Here is a 26,057-nt window from a genome sequence, read left to right as displayed (position 1 = left end):
GATTGATCATTATTAAAAAGAAAACACAATGGAAGCAACAATAGCAACACAATGGATCATGGCCTGTTATGTTGATGATGTGCCTGAAAATGGCGGATCATGTATTAAGCACGGCGACGAACAGATAGCAATATTTAATTTTACACGTCGCAACGAGTGGTATGCTACTCAAAATCTTTGTCCGCATAAACAGCAAATGGCCATATCGCGTGGGATGATTGGCAGTGCCGGCGAAAGTTGCGAACCAAAAGTTGCCTGTCCTTTTCATAAAAAAACATTTTCACTGCTTACCGGTGAGTGTTTAGGCGAAGAGGAATTGGTTATAAAAACCTATCCGGTAAAAATAGCCGACGGAAAAGTTTTTGTAGGGATTGATTGAATACAGATGCATTAAGGCGGAAAATAGAATGGAATTTATATTAAGCGCCGTTGCCGAATAGGGCAATGGCGTTTTTTTATGTGTTTTTGTTTGAAGTTGCAGTGTATTTTATACACCAATGCAATAGTTGATAGTGTTATACTTGTTTTTACTATCTTTTTTGATGTTATTTTTTGATTATTTAATGTTTAAAATAAATTATGTGGTCTTTTTATTGAAATAAATGATTTTTTATGGCTGTTTTGTTTAGTTAAAATGATTTTAATTTAGTTTTTGTAATGATTTATTCATTTTTTATTTATTAATAAATTGTTAAAAATGTATTTCTGTTGTTTTTGACTGTTTGTAATTTGAGTTTTTATCAAAAAAAATAGTTTTTAATGATTTTAATCATAAAAATTCATTTTAAAAGTCAATTATTTGTTCTTAATCATTAAATAAGTTATATTTATCATAATTAAACAGATAAATAAATCAAAAAAAGATTGAGCCTATGGTAAAAATCAAAAATGCATAAAAAAGCCCTGCCGGGAGGTCGCATTCCCAGACAGGGTTAAATAGTTTTTAATCGCTTTAACAAATAAAAAACCAATTCAAATGTACAAAAATGTATCTAATCAATACACTATTGGAAAAATTCTATTAATTATATCATGTTTTGTTTCTTATAATGCCTCTGCGCAGCTGTCTTTAACCGGGCAGATCAAAACAAGGGGCGAATTACGTGATGGTTATGGAACTTTAGAACCGGTAGGTAACAAAAATGCAGCCTTTGTGTCACAACGAACGCGGCTCACCTTTAATTACAAAAGCAGCAAGCTTATTTTTCAAACATCGGTACAGGATGTAAGGCTTTGGGGCCAGGATGCCTCAACTATTACTATTAATGACGGCAGCCGGTTAAGCTTGCACGAAGCCTGGGCCGAACTGATCCTCTCCAACAAAAAAGACACTTCCTTTAAAAAATCACCTGTCGATTACTTCGCTATAAAAGCTGGCCGGCAGGAAATTAGCTATGACGATGAACGCTTGCTCGGTGCTACCGACTGGATCCAGCAGGCCCGCAGGCACGATGCCATCGTATTAAAACTTCTTCAATCAGGCTGGCAGGTTGATCTCGGCGCTGCCTTTAATCAAAGTTCTGATGCTATTAATTATAATGGCACTTATTATACCCCGGCCAATGTACCAGCTACAGTAAAGGATAGCAAAGGTAATTTGGCTAATACCCCTGCCGGGCTTATCCCGTTGGTGAATGCTTCGGGCGTTAGTGCCAAAAACGGCAATCTTTCATTTTTAAATCCTCCCGGCACTAACGGGCAAAACCAAAACTATAAAGCACTTGAATATCTCTACTTTGCTAAAAAATTCAATAAAACTAAGGTAACCGGCCTTTTCCTGGCCGATCAATTTGCCAAATACAAGCTCGATTCGGTGAAAAACACTTCTGGCGAAGATGTCGGTTACATATACGGTCGCAGGTTTAACCAGCCAGGAGTTAACACTCGTTATACAACCGGCTTGCTCATCAATCCCGTATTTGGCGGTAAAGATGAATGGGCTGCTACCGGCGGATTTTACTACCAGGGCGGGTACGACCGGGACGGTGCTGAGTTAAGCGCCTATACATATACCGCATCTTTATCATACAAAAACAGCAACATGGCTTATACGGCCGGCTGGGATTACCTGTCAGGAAACGATGCGCTGTCCACTTCAAAAACCAATCATAGGTTTGACCCATTGTATGGTACTCCGCATAAATTCTGGGGCTATATGGACTATTTTTATGCAGGTAGCGGATCCCCAACCGGCGGCTTGAGCAACCCTTACATTAAAATCAAATATCTTTCAGATAATAAGCGCTTTAGCGTTGATTTGGCCAATCATTACTTCTTGTTGGCTAAAGATCAGAAAGGGGCAAACGGACAGCCTATTGACAAATACCTGGGTACCGAATTTGACCTCACCAACAGCTATAAGCTTAACAAGTTTACCGCTGTTGACCTGGGCTTATCCTACATGGCAGCAACCCACAGCATGGAGTATGCTAAAGGTTTAACACCGGATAGCAGCAAACTGCACCCGTTTTGGGCGTACCTGCAGCTTAATATCAAACCTGAGTTTTTAAACAAGTAATACGTGGGCGAAAATCCATAAGATAATATTAATGACCTGCTTTTAATTTAAAACGATCATGGAAAAACAACTTACCAAACTCAACATATTTTCATTAAAGGGTGTACAAATGCGCACCTTTCACATCACATGGCTCATGTTTTTTGTATGCTTTTTTGGCTGGTTCGGCCTGGCGCCATTAATGCCAACTATCCGTGCCGAACTGCATCTAAGCAAAGGACAGGTGGGTAATACCATCATTGCATCGGTAGCCGCAACCATTATAGCCCGTCTTATTATAGGCAAGCTTTGTGATACCTGGGGGCCGCGCAAAACGGCAGTCAGGTTATTAATTATTGGGTCCTTACCTGTGTTTTTGGTAGGCCTGGCACATGATTATACTTCATTCTTGCTGTTTCGCCTGGCTATCGGTGTAATAGGTTCGTCGTTTGTAATTACCCAGTTCCATACTTCTATGATGTTTGCGCCTAATATAAAAGGTACGGCCAACGCGGTAACCGGTGGTTGGGGCAATCTTGGCGGTGGCGTAACCAATATGGTGATGCCTTTAATATTCGCCGCCATAGTAGGCGCCGGCTTCACCAAGGCCGAAGCATGGAGATACGCGATGATAGTTCCGGGTGTAATGATGCTGGTAATTGCCTTTGTATACTGGAAGTTTACTAAGGACACGCCTAACGGTAACTATGATGAAGTGGGCTATGCCAAAACCAATCCATCAAAAACCGACTGGTCGATATTAGCCGACTGGCGCGTTTGGGCGCTTACCCTGGCCTATGCCATGTGTTTTGGTATGGAGATCACTTTTGACAACGTAGCTTCATTACATTTTGTGGATACTTTTCACCTGTCGCAAAGTTCGGCTGGTTTCTGGGCAGGTATTTTTGGATTCATGAACATTTTTGCTCGCGCATTAGGCGGTATTGTATCTGACAAAGTTGGCGGCAAATTCGGAATGCGGGGCAAAGGTTTATTGCTTGCCGGCGTACTGCTGCTGGAAGGTATCGGCCTTGTTCTGTTTGCAAATTCGGGAAGCCTTACAATGGCTATTATTTCCATGCTTTCGTTTGCGCTGTTCCTTAAAATGTCAAACGGTGCTACTTATGGTATAGTTCCGTTCATTAATAGTAAAAATGTGGGGATGGTAAGTGGTATTGTAGGTGCCGGCGGTAACCTCGGAGGGATGCTGTTTGGATTTCTTTTCAAATCAGAGCATATCACCTATATAGAGGCATTTACCTACATCGGTATAACCGTTATGGTAATTTCCGTGATTGTGCTGATCACCCGTTTTCAAAAACAGGCCGAGCCTCAAACAGCAGATGAACCCGCTTTAGCCTTAGGAGCTTAAAGCAGAAGGCCGAAAGCGAAAAGCTGTAAGGTTAAGCTTTCGGCTTTGAATATAGAATAACGATAATAATAAAAGAGCTTTTGGCTTTCAGCCTTAAGCTTTTAGCTTAAAAAAAATGTCTAACAAACGCCCTCAAAATTCATTTAAAAGTACTTGCTGCTACTGCGGGGTAGGCTGCGGCGTGGTAATAAATAAAGAAAAAAATGGCAGTATAACGCTTGAGGGCGATAAAGACTATCCTGTAAATAAAGGGATGCTGTGTAGTAAGGGGCTTAACCTGCATTACACAGCCAATGATAAAACCGACAGGCTGCTGTATCCTCAAATGCGTTATAATAAGAGCATGCCCCTGCAAAGGGTAAGCTGGGATGATGCACTGGAGCGTACAGCAGCCATTTTTAAAACGTTCATCAATAAATACGGGCCGGATTCGGTTGCATTTTACGCATCCGGGCAATGCCTTACCGAAGAATATTATGTTGTAAATAAGCTGATTAAAGGCTTTATCGGTAGTAATAATATCGATACCAATTCGCGTTTGTGTATGAGTAGTGCGGTTGCCGCGTATAAAATTGCTTTGGGCGAGGATACCGTACCTGTTTGCTATGACGATATTGAGCTGGCCGATTGTTTTTATGTTACGGGAGCCAATCCTGCCTGGTGCCATCCTATTTTATGGAGAAGGGTTGAAGCACATAAAGCTGCAAATCCCGATGTAAAGATCATCGTAGTTGACCCTCGTGTTACGGATACCTGCAGCAACGCCGATCTGCATCTGCAGTTAAATCCGGGTACCGATATCACCCTCAACCATGCCATTGGCAGGGTATTGATTGAGAACGGCGACATCGATATTGATTTTGTGACCAAACATGCTGATGGTTTTGAGCAGTACAGTAAATTAGTATTTGAACGCACGCTTGCCGAATCATCTGTTATTTGTGGTGTAAGCGAGAGTGACATCAGGTTAGCTGCCAGTTATATCGGCGAAGCCAAAGGCTTTATTTCGATGTGGACAATGGGGCTAAATCAAAGCTCTGTTGGGGTAAATAAAAATTTGAGCCTCCTAAACCTCAGCCTGATAACAGGCCATATTGGTAAACCAGGTTCAGGCCCGTTATCACTAACCGGGCAACCAAATGCCATGGGGGGGCGCGAAGTGGGAGGCCTTGCTAATCTTTTACCGGCGCATCGTGTATTAACCAACCCTGCAGACAGGGCAGAGGTACAGAAGTTTTGGGGAGGAACGGAAATAGCCGCCAAACCCGGCCTTACCGCCACCGAAATGTTTGAAGCCCTGAATGATGGCCGCCTCAAAGCCATCTGGATCATGTGTACCAACCCCTTAACCAGTCTGCCAAACGTGCGCCTTGCCGAAGAGGCTTTGAAAAAAGCAAAGTTTGTAGTGGTTCAGGAGATCAGCAACAAGCCCGAAACACTGGCTTATGCCGATGTAATCCTCCCCGCAGCCGCCTGGGCCGAAAAGGAGGGGACTATGACCAATTCTGAAAGGCGTATCAGTTATTTGAGCAAAGTACTTGACCCGCCGGGCGAGGCTATGCCGGACAGCGAGATCATTTGCCGTTTTGCTCAAAAAATGGGGTATAAAGGCTTTGATTTTAAAAATGCTGCCGAAATTTATGCCGAGCATGCTAAACTCACCGGGAAAACCAATATTGATATCAACGGGCTTACGCACGAAACTATCATACAACAGCGGTCGGTGCAATGGCCTTACAAAAAACGTAATGCAATACCAGGAACACCCCGTCTATTTACCGACAAGCAATTTTATACAGAAACAGGTAACGCTAAGATAAGCGCGGTACCGGATGCGCACACCAGCGAAACTACTGACGGCGACTATCCTTTCATTCTGACTACCGGCCGCATCCGCGATCAATGGCATACTATGAGCAAAACCGGTAAGGTGAATAAGCTTAACCAGCATATTAAAGAGTCATTTATCGAGATCAATCCTGCTGATGCTGAAGCATTGGAGATCAGGGAAGGTGATGTCACTATCATTACATCCCGAAGGGGTGAAGTGAGGGTAAAGGCCAGGATTACCGAACAGATAAAGCAGGGTGTTGTTTTTGTGCCGATGCATTGGGGCAAGATCCTTAACAACGATCTGCACCGCATTAACAACGTTACCAATGACGCTCTTGACCCGATATCAAAAGAGCCGGATTTTAAGTATTGCGCGGTAAAAATTCAAAAATACAAAAAGCCTTTTCAACGAATTGTGGTTGTTGGCGCCGGTGCCGGTGCGCATGGCTTTGTACGATCATACCGGGAGCTGAACAAGGATGACGAGATCATCATTTTCAGTAAAGAAGATCACCCTTTTTACAACCGTGTTATGCTGCCCGATTATATCAGCGGCGAACAGCGCTGGGAGCAGTTGGTTAAAATGACCGATGAAGAAGAGCCTGAACTTAAAATAAGGCTATTACGCGGCGTAAGTGTCGAGAAAATAGACCGTGTTAACAAATATGTGCTGGATAGCCGGGGCGTAAAAACATATTACGATGTATTGCTGCTGGCTACCGGTAGCCGGGCGGCAATTCCTAAAAATGTACCATCGCTGCCGGGGATTTTCAGCATGCGTAGCCGTAACGATGCCGATAATTTTAAAAAACATGTACCCAAAAACGGGCACGTGGTTATTGTGGGTGGTGGCTTGTTAGGCCTGGAAATGGCCGCCTCATTGCGTGAAATAGGAATTACGATCACCATCATTCAGCGTACATCAAGGTTTTTAAACCGCCAGTTGGATGAATTGGGCAGCAGGCTCCTGCACGAAGAAATGGTTGACCAGGGTTGTGATATTTTTTATGACGATGAAGTACAGTTATTTTACGGCCGCAACAAGCTTACCGGGATCGGTTTAAAAAGCGGGCGCAAAATTGATTGCGATGCCATGATCCTGGCTATCGGTACCACGCCAAACCTGGAGATAGCCAAGGATTGCGGTCTTGAAATTAAGCGTGGCGTAATTGTAAACGAACGGTTGCTCACCAGCGACCCCAATATATACGCCATAGGCGAAATTGCCGAATTTAACGGTACTTTATACGGTATAACTGCCGCTGCGGAGCAACAGGCGGCTGTTGTTGCAGGTTATATGAATGGCGATATCGCCAGTTACTATAAGGGCAGCCTGTTTATGAATATTATTAAAATTCATGGTTTTGATTTGTGCAGTATCGGTTTATCTGATTGCCCTAATGAAAAAGACTATGAGGAAATTGTATTTATAGACAAGGCCAAGCGCTATTATAAAAAATGCATTATTCACCAGGACAGGCTGGTGGGCACCATTTTAATTGGCGATAAAGGCGAGTTCCAGGAATTCAGGGAACTGATAGCCAACAAAACTGAGCTCAGCGATAAGCGACTTAAATTACTTCGCAGCGGCAAAACGGCCGAGCCTGTTTTAGGCAAACTGGTTTGTAGTTGTAATAATGTGGGTGCCGATAATATCCGTAATAAAGTAGCCGGCGGCTGTACACAGCTGGCTGATGTTTGCAGCCAGACCGGGGCCGGAACAGGTTGCGGATCATGTCGCCCGGAAGTAAAACGACTGCTTGAAGAAGTGCTTCAGCAGCAATTAGTAAAAGCTTGAACTAATGGATAATAAGCAACTAATTAAGATTAATTTGCCGGGAGGTGTAGCATCTGCCGGTGATTTTTACGAGATGCTCATCATCGCGCAAAATGCGGGTGCTAAACAGGTCCGTTTTGGAAACCGGCAGCAACTATATTTTGAAATTGAAGAAGCACAACTGGAGGACCTGGAATTTGATATGCTGGGTGCCGGTATTGACCATGAAATTAACCAGGATACTTACCCCAACATCACCAGCTCTTACATTGCTGATGGTATTTTTAACCAGGAGAACTGGCTCAAAGAAGGTGTTTATAAAGACATATTCGACCTGTTTGATTATCAACCCGAACTGAAAATAAACCTGGTTGACAGCAACCAGACTTTTGCTTCGTTTTTTACAGGTAACCTTAACTTTATTTCTTCGCCGGTAAGTAACTACTGGTATTTGTATATCCGGTTCCCTAAAACTAACATCCTCTATTGCTGGCCCGTACTGGTTTATTCGGATGATATCCCTGCCATAGGCAAAGCTATACAGCAGGTAATATTTGCCAACAAGAAGCTGTTTTACGATCAGGTTGAAATTAATCCCGATGAGCTTTATCAATTGGTTACTGCCGGCCACCAGTTTGTGACCCAGGAAATTGATCAGCCACTTATTATTCCTGAATTTCAATTACCCTATTATGAGGGTTTTAACAAGCAAGGCAATAAATACTGGTTGGGTATTTACAGGCGCCATGAACTTTTTGATATTGAATTTTTGAAAGACATCTGTAACCTGTGCATGCAAACCAGGGTTGGGCAATTATATTTTAGTCCATGGAAATCTCTGCTCATTAAAAATATAGAGGCCAGGCACCGTCCATTATGGGGCAACCTGCTTAATAAATACCGGGTAAATATCAGGCATGCTTCAAATGAGCTTAACTGGCAGGTTGAAGACCTTTGCAGTCCCTGTCTTGAACTTAAACAGCAATTGGTAAGCGAATTTGAAGAGGCCGATTTGCGAACTTATGGCTTGAGCTTTGCTATTAAGCGATCGCCTAAATCGGGGATCTATGGTTCTGTTATGATCCGCGCACGGATGCCCGATGAGTTTGAAATTGTGCATACCCGCGACTTTAATCACAACACCCGCGAATTTGTGATATATAAACAAGGTGTAGCAAAAGCAGATTTAAGCAGGCACCTGACAGCGCTTTGTGCTATGTTTTATGAACAGCAAATCAATAATCTATCCCCTTTACAGGTAAGCAAAACCAATACTGAAGTTAAATCCTCGAATCAAAAAACTGTTCATCAATGTAAAAGCTGTTTCACCATTTATGATGAATTGTATGGGGATATCTTTAATAAAATAGAGCCTGGAGTAGCCTTTGAAAACTTAGGCGATTATGAATGCCCAACCTGCGGTGCCGAAAAGGAAAATTTTGCGGAGCTGATATATCAGGCTGATTAATTAGCCTCACCCAAAGAGGCTGTATCATAAATTAAATTGACCAACCCGGGTGTTATGTTACCTGTGAATTGAAATTTAACTGATAATATTTACACAAAAAGGGGGTTAACCTATTTTTAGCATAAAAATCATTCAATTACCTGATTGTAAGCAATTTAATTAAATATTAACCCTGAATTGTGTTAACCCTGTTAACCCCCCCTTTTGTTGGTAGAGTCAACCCAATTCAAAAGTATATATCGATTAAGTATCTGAAATAAGTTAAAAAAGAGGCTGATCGTGATTATGATACAGCTGCTAAAAAAGCTGCTTTCAAGTCTTCCGTTTCGGGGGAGATTTAGAGGGGGCTAATTGCTTAGATCCCCCTATGACGATTTTATTAATTTATTTTGCCGGAGTAACGATAATGTTCCTGTAATCGATAGGGCCGTGGTCTCCCTGGATCAGCAATGGCCCCGGTTCACCTTCTTTGCTATCGATAGCACCGCCGGTAATGCCCGGTATCTCCTGCTGACATATTACCATAGTGCCATTGGCTACGATGGTAACTAATCGCCCTACCAGTGTAATATCGTATGACTGCCATTCTCCGGCATTTTTCGCCATCATTTTGTTAGGCGGCAGGAAGCCATAAATAGCGCTGAACTGGTTGTTGATAGGTTCAGGTTCGCCGGTTTTAGTGTCGATAACCTGCACCTCGTAACGTCCTCTCAGATAAACACCACTGTTACTGCCTTTTTGATAGCGAAATTCGATATGCAGTTTAAAGTCGCTGAATTTTTGATCGGTAATAAGATTTGCTCCGGAGTGCTTGCTTCTTAAAATACCCGATTCAACTACCCATTGGTTTTTGCCGTCGGTATGCCAGCCTTTGGTATCTTTATCGTTAAACACTTTAACAGGCTTCCCCCAAACCGGTGCCTTTGCCCTTGCCATTAAAGGAGCCCTTACGCCGGTGAAATGGTATGTAACCCCATCTGTGTATACCATTGTCCCGGTTAATTCTTCGCCTTTAAGCTCAAATTCAAAATCCATGTTCCGGTTTCCCTCCTCCCATTGTGGGGGGATAGAAAAACTGTATTTGCCGTCATGTGGTTTAACCTCCGAAATAGGGCGCGCGCTACCGAAAGCGTAGGTAAAACGGCCAATCAGGGTATGTGTGCCTGATTTTTGAACTTCAAGCCATGAAGGCAGGCTTTTGCCGCCTTTGTCGATAGTTATATCCCATCGACCGATAATAGCAGGGTCCTTTGCCTGTTGAGCTTTGGCCCCCGAAATTATTAAAAGCAGCAATCCCGCAATCAGATGCATGCGGATAAGCCTGTTGGTTAAGTTGTTGTTAGTGGTAGTTTGGTTTCTCATAATTTTTAAATCTACAAACTATCATCCAATATTTTGTTAGACGGTTAGTTTTTTGTAACAACCGTGCAGTGATCATTTTCTTAAAGTTTAGTTAACATTAGTAATGTAGGTTTGCGGTACCCAATGATAGAAATTGCCGACACTATTTTACTTTCGCGAATCCGGGAGGACGATCATTCGGCTTTTGACCTGCTGTTTGAACGTTATTGGGAGCGGTCATACAGGGCTGCTAAGGCCAGGCTTGACGACGAAGCACAGGCGCAGGACCTTGTGCAGGAAATTTTTATCAGACTCTGGCAACGCAGGCACACCCTTACTATCCAAACTACTTTCGAGCAATATTTATTAAGCGCGGTACGCCTGAGTGTGATCAGTTACTTCAGATCGCAAAAGGTTACACATATACGCCTGGAGGATGCGCTGCAACGGGTGGAGTTGCTTGAAAATTCCATACATGACCATACCGGCTATCTTGAGCTGGAGCAAACGCTTGAACAAGCGGTTAAACACATGCCCGAAATGCTGCAAAAGGTTTATGAGCTGCGCAGCGAAAACCACTCGGTAAAAGCGATTGCCAGTGAGTTGGGACTGGCCGAACAAACGGTAAAGAATTATATCTCTGAAGTATTGCGCCGGCTGAGAATAGTTATCTCTGAAAAACACCCCGAACAAAGCGCAGCTTACTTAGCACTGATATTGTTTGCGCTTTACAATTAATTAACAAAATGTTGATGTAAATTATAAGTACCTCCAGGGCTTTTTGGCGACTTACTGTTGAAAACCCGCTATGGAGCTACGTAAATTTATAAAACAACTCGGCCGGTACCAGAAAGGTACTACTAACGAAACCGAAAAAGCCATAATTGAGGCCTGGTATGACTCGTATGAAGCCGGGGGCGAAAAACAGGCTTTATCCGCCAGTGAGCTTGAGCATGTCAGAAATGCCATGCATACAAAGATCAGCGGTTCCATCAATAAGCCTGCGCCTGCGATCTGGTTCAACTATCGCATTGCTGCAAGTATTTTATTGTTGTGCTGCTCAGCTGCGCTGGTTTATTTTTTGCTAAAGCCCGCAGCAGTTGCTCCCGAAACTTATACCACTTTACGCACACTTAGCGGCGAGATCAGGAAACTGACACTGCCGGATAGCTCGGTTATTTGGTTGAACGCACAAAGCAGTATCCGGATCCCTTCAAGTTTTGATAAAACTATACGCCAGGTTTATTTGGATGAAGGTGAAGCTTTTTTTGAAGTAAAGCACAACACCCGCAAACCATTCAGGGTTATCACTGCCCCGTTGCAGGTGCAGGTTTTAGGAACCTCGTTCAACATCAACGCATATCATAGTCTGCCTCATGTTAAAATTACGGTTGTTACAGGTAAGGTGGGCGTAAGTAAAGGGACAAAACTGCTTTCATTCCTCACACCCGGACAAGAACTTAGCTATTTGACCGATAAGGGCACTTTTGAACAAAAGAAAGTTGATGCCAGTCAAAGCCAAAGCTGGAAAGATGGTGACACCTATTTAAACCGTGTAAAATTTGAGGAATTGTCATTAGTTTTCAAAAACCTTTATGGCCTTACATTAAAAGCAGGCAGTAAGCGGGTGCATGATTATTTATTCACCTTACGCATTAAACGCAACACATCAGCCACAGAAACGCTGAAACTCATCAGCGCCATACACAACGCACATTTCAGAAAGGAGGGTACCAACGTAATTATTTATTAACCCTTAAAAAAGAAACCGGTCCCTGTTACAGCAGGAGCCGGCTTTAATTTCAGCAGGTGAAGGTTTGCCGACCCCAGCCTGCAATGCTCAGCAAAATTTGACTTATTACAAAGCAATCAAAAATATGAATTTCCATACACAGTTATGCAGACAGTTTATGCGTATCTCTTTTTTACTAATTTCCATATCAATAACCATCGGCCTGGTATCAGTAAAGGCTACTGAGTTAGTAGCCCAGGGGGTAAACACCAGGCTTGATATCAGCATCGGGAACGAAGACCTTTCTTCAGTTATTAAAAAGCTGGAACAAAAGGCCAACGTGGCTTTTGCCTATGACGAAGTTTTTTTAAAACTTGCCGATAAACATACCCGCGCGGCGAACTATCAGAACGAAAGCCTGAAAGATATTCTTACTGCTCTGTTAAAAGGGCAGGAGATAGGCTTTAAAGAACAAGCCGGTAACATTATACTATACAGGCAGCTCACAGGGCATATAAGCGGCAGGGTAACAGATGAGGGCGGACAACCCTTGCCCGGTGCTTCGGTAAGAATTATTGGCACCTCGCTGGGAATAATGACAGACATAGACGGGAAATATAACATTAGCTTGCCAGAGGGCACTTATACTGTAGCCATTTCATTTGTGGGCTATACCCGTGTTGAATCTGCCAATGTCACAATCAACGGTAACCAAACAACTACTTTAAATATCAGCCTTGTGGCCGGTAACCAGCTAAGAGAAGTCACTGTAAGTTATGGTAAACAACGCGCAAGGGAGGTTACAGGCTCGCTTACCCAGGTAGATGCTGCTCCGCTTCAGGATATGCCTGTGATGCAGTTTGCCCAGCAATTGCAGGGTAAAGCAGCAGGTGTCCAGATTGCACAAAGCAGCGGGCAGCCGGGCCGGGGTGTGGAGTTCAGGATTAGGGGTGCGGCTTCGTTTTATGCAAGCAACCAGCCTTTAGTAGTAATAGATGGGATCCCTGTTACAGGTAGCATCAATAACATGAACCCTGCCGAGATCGAAAGCTTCAGTATCTTAAAAGATGCTTCGGCTACGGCACTTTACGGTTCGCGCGCAGCCAACGGCGTTATCCTGATCACCACCAAACATGCTAAACCCGGCGATGCACAGATTGAATTTAATGCTAATTACGGTGTGCAGAAAATACCGGGCGAGCGTGTTCCAAAAATGATGGACGCTCGTGGCTTTGCCCAGTACATGAATGAAAAATTTGCCGACAGCCGTAAATATGAGCCAGGTTACATAACTGCTACCCCGGCCGACTATTTGAACCCGGAACAGTATGGTGAAGGTACCAACTGGTATAAACTGCTTACCCGTACAGCACCGATACAAAGTTATGATATCACCATCCGCAGTGCGCGCGAAAAATCAAGCTCGACTGTGATGGCCGGTTACCAGGAACAACAGGGCGTGCTGATCAATACCGGCACCAAGTTGTTTTCATTACGTATCAACCAGGATCTTTCTTTAAGCAACAATAAATTAAAAATAGGATTTAACCTGGCACCAAGCTATCGCCTTGACCACAATAACCGCCTGGGTACCGATGGTGTTGGCGGTTTATTTGAAAGGATCTTTGAAGCCAGTCCTTTAAAATCGCCTTATAACGCCGATGGCAGTTATAACCGGGATACTTATTCGCCGGGTATGGTGGCTTATATAAATCCACTGGCCCAATTCAATCTTACTAATGACGATTATAAAACTACACGTATACTGGCTAATGGTTATTTAAATTATGAGTTTTTAACAGGCCTCAGCATTAAAACTAATGTGGCGGTTGATAAAGGCGCTGAAACACGACAGTATTTCCAGTCGGGTGTGGTTACTTCAACAATAGGCCAGGCCACCGGAACAAGCAGTTCTGTGGATAATGGATCGTACACTGCCGAAGCGAACCTTGTTTACCGTAAATCTTTCGGAGATCATAACATCGAAGCATTGGCAGGTTACTCTGCTCAAAAGTATAGCGGCACTAATAATACGTTAACTGGGGTAGGGTACCCGAGCGACGACATTCCATATTTAAACGCAGCTACAAGTTTATCAGAGGGCGGCAGTTCATATAGTGCTTATTCGCTGCTATCAGGTATTGCCCGTATTAATTACAATTACAAAGGCAGGTACCTGCTGCAGGGAGCTATTCGCCGTGACGGATCTTCGCGCTTTGGTGAGAATCAGCGCTATGGTAATTTCCCTTCGGTATCAGCCGGATGGGTAGTAAGTGATGAAAAATTCATGGAGCGTTTCAGCTTTCTTAACCTCATGAAGGTTCGCGCAAGCTATGGCGTAACCGGTAATAATTTCTTTCCGGGTTACTATGCTGCACAGGCAACTATCGGAAAATATTATTATGAATTTGGTGGTGCGTCTGTGGCTGGTCAAACCATCAACCGGTTAGCTAACAGTGATCTTCGCTGGGAACGCAACAAACAGTTCGATCTCGGCCTGGACTTGTCATTGTTCAATAATAGGTTGAGTTTCACGTACGATTATTATCACAAAATATCCGATGGGCTTATCATGAATCGCCCGATACCTAAAGCTTCTGGCTTTACCAGTATTTTGGATAACGTAGGCGCGATTGAATTATGGGGGCACGAGTTTACTGTTAACTCAAACAACCTTACCGGTAAATTGAAATGGACAACCAACCTTAATGTTTCTTTTGATCGCAACCTGATCAAAAACCTGATTTCTCCGGGTTATATCCGCCGTAACAATACTGTATCGTCTGATTATTTCCGCCAGCAGGAGGGACACCACCTGGGCGAGTTTTACGGTTTTGTGTTTTTAGGGCTGTATAAAGATGCTAATGACCTGGCAAATTCGGCCAAATACGGAAGCGCTTCAGATGTAGGTACTATCAAAGTTAAAGATATTAATGGCGATGGTGTTATTGACGATGTGAACGACCGTACTTTTATCGGCGATCCTACGCCCACGTTTACCGGTGGCCTTACCAATAACTTTGTTTACAAAAACTGGGACCTGAACATCCACATGGCCTTTTCTGTTGGCGGCAAAATATTAAATGCTGCTAAATGGGCTTATCAAACCAATCTTGATGGTTCACGTGTGATGCTTGCTGCCGCAGCCGACCGCTGGAGGTCTCCTGAAAACCCCGGTTCAGGCGTTTATCCGCGTACAAAAACGGGCACTACGGCAATGGGCAGGCAAGTTAACTCACAATGGGTTGAAGATGGTTCGTACCTTACTGCAAAGAATATCTCGTTGGGATACCGGTTCAATCTGGGTGATAAATTTTTGGTACGCAACCTGAGGGTTTATACATCGGTACAACAGGCTTTTGTATTTACTAAATATTCGGGAATGAACCCTGAAATCAACTTTGCTGGGCTTGACCCTACACTGGGTATCGGCGTTGATGAAAATGCTTACCCTATACCACGCACCTTTTCATTTGGTGTTTCAGCAACTTTTAAATAATCTCCCAAAGACCATTGTATGAAAAAGACATATATCATCCTTGCTTTAACAGCGCTCACCGCAGCTTCGTGTAAAAAAGACTTTATCGACCTTACACCCAAGGATTCCTACACCGATGCTATATTTTATAAAACTGTCGATCAGTTTAAACAGGCCGACATTGCGGCTTACGCACCTCTGCGAGATGTTTTGGTAAATGATTATTTTACCTCAGAAATGCGCTCGGATAACACCATTTACCAGGCTTATCCCAGCAACCGCGGTACCGCATATCTATACCGCGAAAGCATTTCAAACTTTACAAACACATCAACTAATGATTATGTGAACGCCGTTTGGCAGCATTGCTATACTGGGATCTCTCGCACCAATATTGTAATTAACCGGTTAACGACAGCCGATTTTGATGCGGCAACTAAAGCACCGATTGACGGACAGGCCAAGTTTTTAAGAGCTTTTTATTATTTTAAGCTGGTTAGATTATTTGGCGGTGTGCCTTTATTTTTAAAGGAAGTAACCAAGGCCGAAGACGCCTTTTTGCCACGCTCGGCAGCCGATGCGGTATATACGCAGATCATTGCCGATGCAAAGGATGCCATAAGTGAACTAAGCGTTCCGGCTAAATTTCCACAAACAGGAGAGGCAACCAAAGGTTCGGCAACGATGCTGCTGGCTGAAGTTTATGCCACTCAAAAGAAATGGGCAGATACTGAAACGCTACTCAGCACACTTTCCGGCATGGGTTACGGGCTGAATGCCGATTATGCCGACGCGTTTAAGCCGGGAAATAAAAACAGCAAGGAATCTATATTTGATATCCAGTTTTTGGAAGGGACTGTTTTAGGAACCACACCAAACCCACTGCCTTTTCATTTTTTACCACGGAGTACCAATACCTCTATCGTCACCGGCATCAACATCAACAACAGCTCAACAGGCGGCTGGAATACGCCTACACAGGATCTGATCAACGCCTATGAACCAAACGATAAGCGCCTTGACGCATCGATAGGGATTGTTGAGGGTACTTATAACGCCAGCGATCTGTTTGTTTACTCGGCCAATAAAAGTATTATTGGTTATACACCTGCTGCAGGTAAAATGGGCGTTCCTTATATTAAAAAATATGAACATCCGCCACTCATTGCAGTTACCGGCTCAAGCGATAATTTCCCTGTTTACCGTTATTCTGACGCGTTGCTGTTATTAGCGGAGGCACAGAATGAGCAGGGTAAATCGCCATTAACAGCATTAAATACGGTAAGGTCACGGGCTGGATTGCCGACAGCAACTGCTGCCGACCAGGCATCACTGCGTGATATTATTGCTCACGAACGCCGGATCGAACTTGCCTTTGAAAATCACCGCTGGAACGATCTGGTACGTACCGGAAAGGCTATTGTTGTGATGAATGCTTTTGGCGCTGTACTAAAAACACAGGTAAATTACCTTACACCTGATACTTACAATGTAACAGCCAATAAGTTGCTGTATCCAATCCCGCAGCCCGAAATTGATTTAAACCCGGGTCAAATGACTCAAAACCCCGGTTATTGATCTTTCAATGCTAATATCCCTGCTTTCAGATTGCTGAAGGCGGGGATATAGTTTAATCTTCAAACAAAAAATCATGTTACTGAAATACAGAAATGCATTATCAGCAGGGCTTTGCCTTGGCTTATTGTTGCTCAATTATCATGCACAATCAAAAGAGATATTACCCTCAAGAGATACCGTTTTAAATACTCCCGGTCCTGCAGCGTTAGTTAAATCTGGTGATTTTTCAATTGCTGTAATCCCCGATTCGCAATACTACCTGGCGCAGGCCCAGCTCGGCGGCACGTTTGATATGTTCAAAGCGCAGATTGACTGGATCCAGAAGAACCAGGTTAAAGAGAATATAGCTTATGTTGCTCACATGGGTGATATTACCGAACATGGGGATAATCCGGTTACAACTAAAAGTGAATGGTATCTTGCTAAAACCGCGCTTTATGGCCTGGAAAATCCTGTTAGTATCCCTTACGGGCTGGCCGTTGGCAATCACGACCAGTTTCCATCACAACATCCGGTTACCGGCACTACAAATGGGTATAACCAATATTTTGGCGTAAAGCATTTTGAAGGCCGACCTTATTACGGCGGTCATTACGGTAATAATAATGATAGCCACTTTGACTTGTTTACTGCAGGCGGTGTTGATTTCATTGTAATGTTCCTCGAATTTGATGCTTTTAATGAAGATCAGGCAAGCTTGTATGGCTGGGCCAACCAAATTTTAAGTAAATATGCCTTCCGTAGGGCAATTGTTGTAAGTCACTCTATTTTACACTTTAACCCGGTAACGGGTTCCAACACGCCGCAAGCTCCTTTCAACGCACAGGGCAAGGCTATTTATGAAAGCCTTAAAAACAACTCTAATTTGTTCATGATGCTTTGCGGCCACGTCGGTGATAACGGCGAAGGTTACCGTGTTGAAACCTATAACGGCCATACAGTTAAAGCTTTCCTGAACGATTATCAAAGCAGGCCAAACGGTGGCAATGGGTTGATGCGTTTGTATAAATTTTCGGTTAGGCATAATGAGCTCTCGGTTAAAACATTTTCGCCGTATGCCAAAACAAGCGAAACCGATGCTGACAGCCAGTTTACGGTTCCTCTATTTGATAACCCTGTTAAATAAGCAGCTATGAAGATCTTTTTTAAAACGCTGGCAATAATTGCCTTAACAAGTCTCCATGCCCTTGCGCAAAAGCCAAAGCATGTTGTGATCATCAGTATTGATGGCTTCAGGCCCGAATTCTATAAGGACCCATCATGGGGGGCTTTCAACTTACAGCGAATTGCAGTAAAAGGTATTTATGCCGATGCCGTACGCGGGGTATTGCCAACGGTAACTTATCCTTCACATACAACTATAATTACAGGTAGGTTCCCGGCCAAACACGGTATTTATTATAATAATCCGTTTGAAACTACTGAACAAGCCGGTGAACTTGGTTATACAGATGCCCATCGTATTAAAACCGAAACCTTGTGGGATGCAGCACACAAAAAAGGTTTAACGACAGCTTCGGTACTTTGGCCGGTATCGGTAAATGCACCGATTGATTATAATATGCCCGATGCGGCACGCAACACCAAACTGGCTGATCCGCTGCAGCCTTTCAGGCGCTGGTCGACCCCCGCCGGATTATTTGAGGAAATGGAACAATACGCCACCGGGCACCTGTGTAACGCCGACCTTGATGGCGCCCTGAACACCGACGATAACCTGGCGCGCATGGCTGCCTATCTCATAGAAAAACATAAGCCCAATCTTATCACAATCCATTTAGTTTGTGTTGATCATATGGCACACAGCGAAGGCCGTTTAGGTCCCGATGTAAAAAGAGCTGTACTTGGTGTTGACCATAACATTGGCCGTATTATAGAGGCTACGCAAAGGGCTGGGATCCAGGATAGCACCGCTTATCTCATTGTAGGTGATCACGGCTTTGTGAACATTCATACACAGCTGGCGCCAAATGTTTGGCTTGCTGAAGCCGGATTGGTAAGTAAAAAACTGCAGAACGCCGATTGGAAAGCTCAATTTTTCCAGCAGGGCGGCACTACGTTTTTATATATAAAGGATAACGATGTGAAGACAGTTAAAACAGTGCGTAACTTATTAAATGAAGTACCCGCTGCACAGAAAAAATTGTACCGTGTTATTGAACGGCCCGAACTTGATAAATGGGGTGTTGACCCTAAAGTAGCGCTGGCTTTGGCAGCTATCCCGGGTGTATCTTTTAGTAATGCCACCGAAGGCAATCCTGTTAAACCCGGCAATGGCGGCACTCATGGGCATTATTCCAACTTCCCGGAGATCAGCACCGGATTTTTAGCTTACGGCGTTGGCCTGGCTAAGGAAAAGGTCATTCATGAAATGGGCCTTGAAGATATTGCACCAATTGTTAATGAGCTCCTCGGCCTCGATATGAAGGATTTTGACGGCGTACTTTACCCCGGTCTTTTAGCTCCCGCCGAAACGAAAACCAATTAATAAATCATCTTCCATTATAAATCTCATAAAATACATCAACCTGTCATGAAGAAAAACAACACAAATTTCGGCAAAGCAGCAGCCTGCTTTTTAGGCGGTTTGTTGCTTTTTTCAGGCTGTCAAAAATCGCAGCTTGAAGAATTAAAAACGATGAACATCAATTTACCGGTCGCATCCAAATTTTCGGTAACAGAAACAACTCCTGAAATCAGGGTATTATCCTTTAATGTAAGGCACAATGACGCTTCTGATCCGCAATCAATAACAGAGCGTCAGGGTAATATCCGCCAGATTATTGTTGATAATAACCCCGATATCTTCGGGATGCAGGAGTTTTCAGATAACTCGTTCGAAACCTGGTTCATTCCGCAAATGGCAAGCCTGGGTTATGGTGTGTATTACGATGAATCGGCCGGTATGGGTACGCCTAAGGTTATTTTTTATAAAACCAACCGTTTCACCATGCAAAGCAGCGGTACCGTTGTGCTTGGGCCAACCAATACCGGTACCTGGGTCAAATTGCTTGATAACACCACTTCGCTCAAATATTTTGTAAGCAACAGCCACTGGCAGTTTGATTCGCAACCTGTGAGGCAACAAAACTCAGAAGCGTTGGTAGCCGCGGTTAACCAATACAATACCGAAAACCTGCCCGAAATTGTTTTTGGCGATTTTAATGCACAGCCGGGCACTGCCGAGATCAATAACCTGAAAAGCGGTTTGGACCTGGTAGATGCCCTGGGTGATACCGACGGCGATCTTACCTTTCATGGCTGGACTGCTACAGGTACCGGCAAGATTGATTGGATGATGAGCGACAGGAGTATGTCATTTACCTCATGGAAAGTGATCACTACAAGCTATAACGGCTTTTGGCCATCAGATCACTGGCCGGTAATGGCAAATTTTGTGCCCGGCGTTTTTGGAGGCGCTCATGCCGATGCCAACGGAAAAAGTGTAAATGCCAATACCAAATTCTGGTTCGCGGATATCAACGGAGATGGCAAGGCCGATAAGGTATACTGGAACTCTACCTATGATAGCGGTCGCCCCCAGATCTTTCTTTCCAATGGAGACGGTACTTTTGCCTCTGCTGCTGTGGTTCATACCGCCGGGGCCTCCACTTTAACAACAACCCGCTATTATTATGCGGATGTGAACGGGGATGGCAAGGCCGATGAGATTCTTTGGGACCCAACATTAAACTCCGGACATACACGTGTTTATTTAGCTACAACCAACGGCAATTTCAGCTCAACGGTGATCGATAACCCTGAAGGTACAAGTGCGGGTACCACTACCATTTATAATTTTGCAGATGTGAACGGTGACGGAAAAGCTGATAAGATTTATTGGAATGGTACTTTTGATTCCGGTCATACCCGTGTTTACCTGGCTACCGCAAACGGTAATTTCAGCGGAACAGTGGTTTCCGGTACTGAAGGCGCGAGCACCACAGGTGGTTCGGTATTTTACTATGCTGATGTGAACGGAGATGCCAAGGCTGATAAGATCCTTTGGCAACCAAGCCTTAATTCGGGCAAACCCTCTGTCTACCTGTCGGATGGTGATGGCACCTTTACCGCATCCACGTCATTTACCGATGCCGGTGCATCAAGCGTTTCATCTGCAACAGTGTTTTATTTTACCGATGTAAACGGCGATGGCAGGGCCGACAAGATTTACTGGAACCCCGGTAACTATTTAGGTAAGCTGAAAATTTACTACGCTACCACTGCGAATACGTTTGACGGGCCTTATTACTCACTAAGGGGGACTTCACAAAGCGGAGATACCGATTTCTTCTTCGCCGATCTTAACGGTGATGGTAAAAATGACCAGATCAGGTGGAATTACGCTGAAAATAGTGGAGAATTAAGGAATTACTTCGCAAAGTAATTTTGATTAGTACCAGGCTTTAAACTCAATAAATATTCGGATCGCAAAGAGGCTGTATAAATCAGCCTCTTTTTTTTGACTTATTCAGCTACTTAATCGATATATAGTTTTGAGTTGGCTCCACTAACAAAAGGGGGTTAACAGGGTTAACACAATTCAGGGTTGATATTTATTTAAATATCTGAAAATCAAATAATTGAGTGTTTTTTATACGAAAAATGTGTTAACCCCCTTTTTGTATAATGACCCGTCCGGAAATAGCTATACAGATTTTAAATATTATCGGCTAAATTTCAATTCACAGGTAACACGTCATCAAGGATGGTTAATTTGATTTATGATACGGCATCTTCGCGTTTTTGTCAGGCAATTGATTATTTCTTATCTATTTTCTCAAGCAGCGCCAAAATTTTGTCGAGCTTGTCTACTTCAATAGCATTTAAGCGCAGTTGTAACTCTTCAATCTCTTTTTTTGCTTCTACATTGGTACGAAAATCCTCATTGGCCTGGGCGCGGTCGCGTTCATTCTGGCGGTTTTGGGCCATCATGATAATCGGTGCTGCATATGCGGCCTGGGTCGAAAACAATAAATTCAATAAAATGTAGGGGTAGGGGTCCCAATGGTCAACAAAGGCCATAACGTTTAGCGCCATCCACAATGCAACAATTAAGGTTTGAATGATAATGAACCGCCATGAACCCATCCCGGCCGCTACAGAGTCGGCTAATCGCTGACCAAAGTTCATGGAATCGATATGCCTTTGATACCAGTTTTTTTTCTTGTTTACCATTTTTAAGAATTAAGCTTTGTGTAATAAATATATAAATTTAATTGTCATGACTGATTTTGTTGGGCCGTACATACTGTGAATAATACGTTTTCATTTTGACTTAGCCTTTCTACATGTTGAGGCACTGTTTTATAATAATCATAATATTTAGCGAATCAATAGCATTTTCATTCCGTTGACTAAAGTCAACGGAATGATGAATGGATGTCAAACGGCTTTAGCCAAAATGTCGCATGAATAGTTGGGCTAAAGCCCCGCTGTTCATTTTTTTCCTGACCGTTGACTAAAGTCAACGGCAATGAATAGGACTTGCATTTTTATCAGCATTCTTGTTGGTAATCAAATATTTCTATTCTGTAATCTCCAAATCTCTGTAACTTTAAAATACATTTCACTATGTTAGATGACAGTGAACATAACTCAACACCTGAGTACTGGCTTACGCGCTTTGTGCTCCTGCGTTTGCTGGGCGTGGTTTATGCGGTTGCATTTCTTGTAGCTATAAATCAAATACTGCCATTAATCGGTTCACGTGGCTTGTTGCCGGTAGATAATTACCTGCAACAGGTAAGTATCGCACTGGGTTCAAAAAGCGCGGCTTTCTTTCGGTTACCATCTGTATTCTGGTTCTGGCATTCTGATACGGCATTGCTGGTGGTAGTATGGGCGGGCTTCATCATATCATTAGCCACCATCGCCGGTTATGCCAACGCACTTTCAATGGCTGCGTTGTGGGTGTTGTATCTCTCCCTTGTGCATGTAGGACAGGATTGGTATAGTTACGGCTGGGAGATCCAACTGGCAGAAACCGGCTTTCTCGCTATCTTTTTGTGTCCCTTGTTGGATATGCGGTCGTTTCCTAAACGCCCGCCGCCATTGCTCATCATTATCCTGTTTCGCTGGCTAATTTTTCGGGTTATGTTTGGCGCAGGGATGATCAAATATCGGGGCGACGAAGTTTGGCGCAAAGGAACGGCGCTGTATTATTATTTTGAAACCCAGCCAATCCCGGGGCCGTTTAGCCGCTGGTTTCATTTTCTGCCACATTCATTATTGTGGGTGGGTGTCTGGTTTAACTGGCTGGCCGAACTATTGGCGCCATGGTTTGTTTTCGGCCCGCGGGTATTCAGGCACATCGCCGGTACCGTTATCATACTATTCCAACTCGCAATCATCCTGAGCGGGAACCTCTCTTTTCTGAACTGGCTAACCATTGTGCCTGCGCTGGCTTGCCTGGATGATGGTTTTTGGGCGAAAATTTTACCGGGCATACTTGTTCGCAAAGCAACGAAAGCTGCGCAGGAAGCAGAGGTTTCGACGCCGATGCAATATACTGCGCTGATAGTGGTTTGTGTTGTGGGATTGCTCAGTTTTCAGCCGGCATTCAATCTCTTATCGTCCAAACAGATTATGAACACTTCGTTTGATCCCTTAGAACTTGTCAACACTTACGGGGCATTTGGTAGTGTAGGACAGGAGCGATACAATGTAGTTTTTGAAGGTACAAGAGACCTCAATCCCGACAGCGCAAACTGGAAAGCCTATCCTTATAAAGGCTTGCCTGTAGCGCCTGATCAGTCGCCCCGGCAGGTGGCGCCATACCAGCTGCGGTTGGACTGGCAGATGTGGTTTGCAGCGATGTCCACAGCTGATCAGTACCCATGGACATATCACCTGGCTTGGAAACTGCTGCATAATGATCCGGGGGCGGTAGGTTTATTTGCCGGGAATCCCTTCCCCGCAAAACCGCCACGTTATATCCGGGCTGTTATTTACCGTTACCGTTTTGCCCGCCCCGCGTCCGGTGCCGGCCTTTACTGGGAGCGTGAAAGGTTGGGGTTATGGTTGCCCGTGCTTTCTGTACAAAATCCGCAATTGATAGCATACCTGAAAGGCCAGGGCTGGCTATAGGTTGCGGCTATAGATAATTTTGCAGAATATAGTATTGTTACTAATAAAGTCAATTTCCACAAACAAGCCGCAAATGTGATCAGGGGGATAAGGGCCTGCAATAAAAAAGGTGCCGCCCCGATTCAGGGCGGCACCATGATCTATATTAATTTAAACTAAAATTAATAGCCCGGGTTTTGTTTAAGTTGCGGGTTAACATTGATAATATCCCGCCCGATAGGAAAGATCTCTGTATGTTTATCCCCATCAGGTTTTTTATCCCACCAGGTTCCTGTGTTAAATACGCCCCAACGGATGAGGTCCGTACGCCGGCGGTTTTCTCCAATAAATTCTCTGCCCCATTCGTCCAGCATTTCCTGGTCGGTAAGCTGACTGCCGTCAGGGTTATATAAACTTGTTGATCCGGCCGGGAAATTACGTTTTCTTACCTGGTTCAGGTAATTAGCGGCGCCGGCTTTATCGCCTGCCCGGTAACGGCACTCAGCCAGGGTGTAGTAGATCTCCGAAAACCGGATCTCGGCATAGGCAGACGTAATGCGGTTTGGATCAGGCGTAGGATAAAATGGATATTTTACCAGGAACACTCCTGAATTGTGATCGGCATGGTTCATGTTTGATTCCTTATCAGTTATTTTTGTTCCCGGCTTTGCCCCCTGGAACATACCCACCTGGTCGCGAATGAACAATGGATAAGGGCCTTTGTTACCTTTCACGGTATCAGTACGGCTTACACCATTTACCATATGGGTGTAAGGCAGGTAGCCATACAAAAACATGCCTTCACGCTGGCTGTTGCCCAGGTTCTTGTATTTTTTTAACCGCAGATCGTCGGGGTATTTCTGAAACTTCACAAAAGGTTTACCCAACTGGAAGGTATATTCCACGCTGTCCACATCACGCCCTGGCTGCAATGCAAAGCGCGGATTTGACTGGCCTAAATCAGTGAAGCCACAATATAGCGGCGCGGCATCATAGGTCATCCCCCAAAAAAACATACCACCGTCATATTGCCAGTGCGTACGCGCAAGGGTACCCGGAAAGCCATAGATTACCTCGGAATTAAGCGTAGTATTGGTATAATCAAAAGGAGCATCCCAGCGGGTATCAAGTTGATAAGCCCCGTATTTGCCGCTGATAATGTCCCGGCAAACAGCTTCGCATTCAGTGTATTTCTCAGTGCCAATATATACTTTGGCGTTGAGATAAAGGCGGGCCAGCAAAGAGGCGGCACCTGCTTTTGTCCACCGCCCAATGCCGGTGGCACCAAGTTGCTCACGCGTAGGCAGACCATCAATAGCACCTTTTAGTTCCGACTCAATGAAGTTAAAGGTTTCCTGCGGGGTAGACTGCGGATTGCCTTGTGTTGAGTTTTTTACATCGGTAACTATCTCGATATTGCGGTAAAAATCAAAAGCCCTCAGGTAAAACCAGGCCCTCATGGTGTGCAACTCAGATTTGAAATCGGTAAGCTCAGCATCAGTTACACTTAATTTCGATGGATCTTTGATACTTTCCATGTCCTGCAATGAGTTGGTTGACAATACAATACCCTGGTAAAAGTTTGTCCACGCACCGCTGGTGAAATTATCAGTAGGTGTCCATGTATGGTAATGCATCCGCTGGTAATAGCCACCGTCCTGCCAATCGCCCTGGCGGTTGTAGGTACCTATTTCGTCGGTGCAATCTTCGCCTGCAGCATATACATCGTTACCCTGTATACTCCAGTAACCGTGTTCAAAGGGGCGCAGAAAATCCCTGATCACGTCATCGCGCCTGGTCAGGAAACCTGCTGCATCTACCTTATCATATACGTGTTCATCCAGTTTGGTACAGCTGCCGGTAAGTAATGCCGACAGTAAAATACCGCTGATATATAGTTTATACTTTTTCAT

General features: G+C 44.1%; 16 protein-coding genes. 13 read left to right on the top strand and 3 right to left on the bottom strand.

The window, feature by feature from the left end; translation table 11 throughout:
• Positions 1-28 precede the first annotated feature (28 nt).
• The 5 genes from nirD to SNE26_RS09805 all read left to right on the top strand — a co-directional run bounded on the left by nirD (position 29) and on the right by SNE26_RS09805 (position 8,947).
• Complete coding sequence (gene nirD / locus SNE26_RS09825) at positions 29-379, top strand: nitrite reductase small subunit NirD (RefSeq protein ID WP_274988601.1); 351 nt, start codon at positions 29-31, stop codon at positions 377-379.
• Between the two features lie 597 nt (positions 380-976).
• On the top strand, positions 977-2,518 hold the full coding sequence (locus SNE26_RS09820; protein ID WP_321559184.1) for an alginate export family protein: 1,542 nt from the start codon (positions 977-979) through the stop codon (positions 2,516-2,518).
• Positions 2,519-2,576: 58 nt separating this feature from the next.
• Entirely contained in the window at positions 2,577-3,869 is a 1,293-nt protein-coding gene (locus SNE26_RS09815; protein ID WP_321559183.1) for an MFS transporter, read from the top strand.
• Between the two features lie 115 nt (positions 3,870-3,984).
• The gene (locus SNE26_RS09810; protein ID WP_321559182.1) at positions 3,985-7,500 is read left to right on the top strand and encodes a molybdopterin-dependent oxidoreductase; all 3,516 of its coding nucleotides are present in this window, start codon (positions 3,985-3,987) and stop codon (positions 7,498-7,500) included.
• A 4-nt stretch (positions 7,501-7,504) separates the two neighbouring features.
• A complete protein-coding gene (locus SNE26_RS09805) occupies positions 7,505-8,947 on the top strand; it encodes a rubredoxin (RefSeq protein WP_321559181.1) in 1,443 nt (480 codons plus the stop codon).
• Between the two features lie 384 nt (positions 8,948-9,331).
• Here the strand turns inward: SNE26_RS09805 and SNE26_RS09800 are convergent, their stop codons facing one another.
• The gene (locus tag SNE26_RS09800; RefSeq protein ID WP_321559180.1) at positions 9,332-10,309 is read right to left on the bottom strand and encodes a DUF1080 domain-containing protein; all 978 of its coding nucleotides are present in this window, start codon (positions 10,307-10,309) and stop codon (positions 9,332-9,334) included.
• 123 nt (positions 10,310-10,432) lie between these two features.
• On the opposite strand from SNE26_RS09800, the gene SNE26_RS09795 reads away from it, so the two are divergent.
• From SNE26_RS09795 to SNE26_RS09765, 7 genes are all read left to right on the top strand, one after another.
• A complete protein-coding gene (locus SNE26_RS09795) occupies positions 10,433-11,026 on the top strand; it encodes a sigma-70 family RNA polymerase sigma factor (protein WP_321559179.1) in 594 nt (197 codons plus the stop codon).
• A 70-nt stretch (positions 11,027-11,096) separates the two neighbouring features.
• On the top strand, positions 11,097-12,041 hold the full coding sequence (locus SNE26_RS09790) for a FecR domain-containing protein (RefSeq protein ID WP_321559178.1): 945 nt from the start codon (positions 11,097-11,099) through the stop codon (positions 12,039-12,041).
• A gap of 124 nt (positions 12,042-12,165) precedes the next feature.
• Positions 12,166-15,519 carry a TonB-dependent receptor gene (locus SNE26_RS09785; RefSeq protein WP_321559177.1) on the top strand — a complete coding sequence of 1,118 codons (3,354 nt, stop codon included), beginning with the start codon at positions 12,166-12,168 and terminating at the stop codon, positions 15,517-15,519.
• Positions 15,520-15,537: 18 nt separating this feature from the next.
• On the top strand, positions 15,538-17,076 hold the full coding sequence (locus SNE26_RS09780; RefSeq protein WP_321559176.1) for a RagB/SusD family nutrient uptake outer membrane protein: 1,539 nt from the start codon (positions 15,538-15,540) through the stop codon (positions 17,074-17,076).
• A gap of 73 nt (positions 17,077-17,149) precedes the next feature.
• Entirely contained in the window at positions 17,150-18,202 is a 1,053-nt protein-coding gene (locus SNE26_RS09775) for a metallophosphoesterase (protein ID WP_321559175.1), read from the top strand.
• Between the two features lie 6 nt (positions 18,203-18,208).
• Positions 18,209-19,564, top strand: a complete 1,356-nt coding sequence (locus SNE26_RS09770) for an ectonucleotide pyrophosphatase/phosphodiesterase (protein ID WP_321559174.1) — start codon at positions 18,209-18,211, stop codon at positions 19,562-19,564.
• 45 nt (positions 19,565-19,609) lie between these two features.
• The gene (locus tag SNE26_RS09765) at positions 19,610-21,463 is read left to right on the top strand and encodes an FG-GAP-like repeat-containing protein (RefSeq protein ID WP_321559173.1); all 1,854 of its coding nucleotides are present in this window, start codon (positions 19,610-19,612) and stop codon (positions 21,461-21,463) included.
• A gap of 374 nt (positions 21,464-21,837) precedes the next feature.
• Here SNE26_RS09765 and SNE26_RS09760 read toward each other — a convergent pair whose 3' ends face one another.
• Positions 21,838-22,254 (bottom strand): DUF1003 domain-containing protein, encoded by a 417-nt coding sequence (locus tag SNE26_RS09760; RefSeq protein ID WP_321559172.1) that lies wholly within the window; start codon positions 22,252-22,254, stop codon positions 21,838-21,840.
• A 396-nt stretch (positions 22,255-22,650) separates the two neighbouring features.
• Here SNE26_RS09760 and SNE26_RS09755 point away from each other — a divergent pair, with 396 nt between their 5' ends.
• A complete protein-coding gene (locus tag SNE26_RS09755; RefSeq protein ID WP_321559171.1) occupies positions 22,651-24,165 on the top strand; it encodes a lipase maturation factor family protein in 1,515 nt (504 codons plus the stop codon).
• Between the two features lie 161 nt (positions 24,166-24,326).
• Here the strand turns inward: SNE26_RS09755 and SNE26_RS09750 are convergent, their stop codons facing one another.
• Positions 24,327-26,057 carry a RagB/SusD family nutrient uptake outer membrane protein gene (locus SNE26_RS09750; protein WP_321559170.1) on the bottom strand — a complete coding sequence of 577 codons (1,731 nt, stop codon included), beginning with the start codon at positions 26,055-26,057 and terminating at the stop codon, positions 24,327-24,329.

The sequence above is a fragment of the Mucilaginibacter sp. cycad4 genome (assembly GCF_034263275.1).
Lineage (GTDB): Bacteria > Bacteroidota > Bacteroidia > Sphingobacteriales > Sphingobacteriaceae > Mucilaginibacter.
Note: the sequence above shows the minus strand (reverse complement) of the source record. Positions and strands in the feature narration are given on the sequence as shown.

What these genes read in the sequence shown, in the direction of transcription:
- SNE26_RS09750 (WP_321559170.1), bottom strand. Translation starts at nt 26,057, where the DNA reads ATGAAAAAGTATAAACTATATATCAGCGGTATTTTACTGTCGGCATTA.
- SNE26_RS09810 (WP_321559182.1), top strand. Translation starts at nt 3,985, where the DNA reads ATGTCTAACAAACGCCCTCAAAATTCATTTAAAAGTACTTGCTGCTAC.
- SNE26_RS09775 (WP_321559175.1), top strand. Translation starts at nt 17,150, where the DNA reads ATGTTACTGAAATACAGAAATGCATTATCAGCAGGGCTTTGCCTTGGC.
- SNE26_RS09785 (WP_321559177.1), top strand. Translation starts at nt 12,166, where the DNA reads ATGAATTTCCATACACAGTTATGCAGACAGTTTATGCGTATCTCTTTT.
- SNE26_RS09795 (WP_321559179.1), top strand. Translation starts at nt 10,433, where the DNA reads ATGATAGAAATTGCCGACACTATTTTACTTTCGCGAATCCGGGAGGAC.
- SNE26_RS09780 (WP_321559176.1), top strand. Translation starts at nt 15,538, where the DNA reads ATGAAAAAGACATATATCATCCTTGCTTTAACAGCGCTCACCGCAGCT.
- SNE26_RS09770 (WP_321559174.1), top strand. Translation starts at nt 18,209, where the DNA reads ATGAAGATCTTTTTTAAAACGCTGGCAATAATTGCCTTAACAAGTCTC.
- SNE26_RS09765 (WP_321559173.1), top strand. Translation starts at nt 19,610, where the DNA reads ATGAAGAAAAACAACACAAATTTCGGCAAAGCAGCAGCCTGCTTTTTA.
- SNE26_RS09800 (WP_321559180.1), bottom strand. Translation starts at nt 10,309, where the DNA reads ATGAGAAACCAAACTACCACTAACAACAACTTAACCAACAGGCTTATC.
- SNE26_RS09815 (WP_321559183.1), top strand. Translation starts at nt 2,577, where the DNA reads ATGGAAAAACAACTTACCAAACTCAACATATTTTCATTAAAGGGTGTA.
- SNE26_RS09760 (WP_321559172.1), bottom strand. Translation starts at nt 22,254, where the DNA reads ATGGTAAACAAGAAAAAAAACTGGTATCAAAGGCATATCGATTCCATG.
- SNE26_RS09805 (WP_321559181.1), top strand. Translation starts at nt 7,505, where the DNA reads ATGGATAATAAGCAACTAATTAAGATTAATTTGCCGGGAGGTGTAGCA.
- SNE26_RS09790 (WP_321559178.1), top strand. Translation starts at nt 11,097, where the DNA reads ATGGAGCTACGTAAATTTATAAAACAACTCGGCCGGTACCAGAAAGGT.
- SNE26_RS09755 (WP_321559171.1), top strand. Translation starts at nt 22,651, where the DNA reads ATGTTAGATGACAGTGAACATAACTCAACACCTGAGTACTGGCTTACG.
- SNE26_RS09820 (WP_321559184.1), top strand. Translation starts at nt 977, where the DNA reads ATGTACAAAAATGTATCTAATCAATACACTATTGGAAAAATTCTATTA.
- nirD (WP_274988601.1), top strand. Translation starts at nt 29, where the DNA reads ATGGAAGCAACAATAGCAACACAATGGATCATGGCCTGTTATGTTGAT.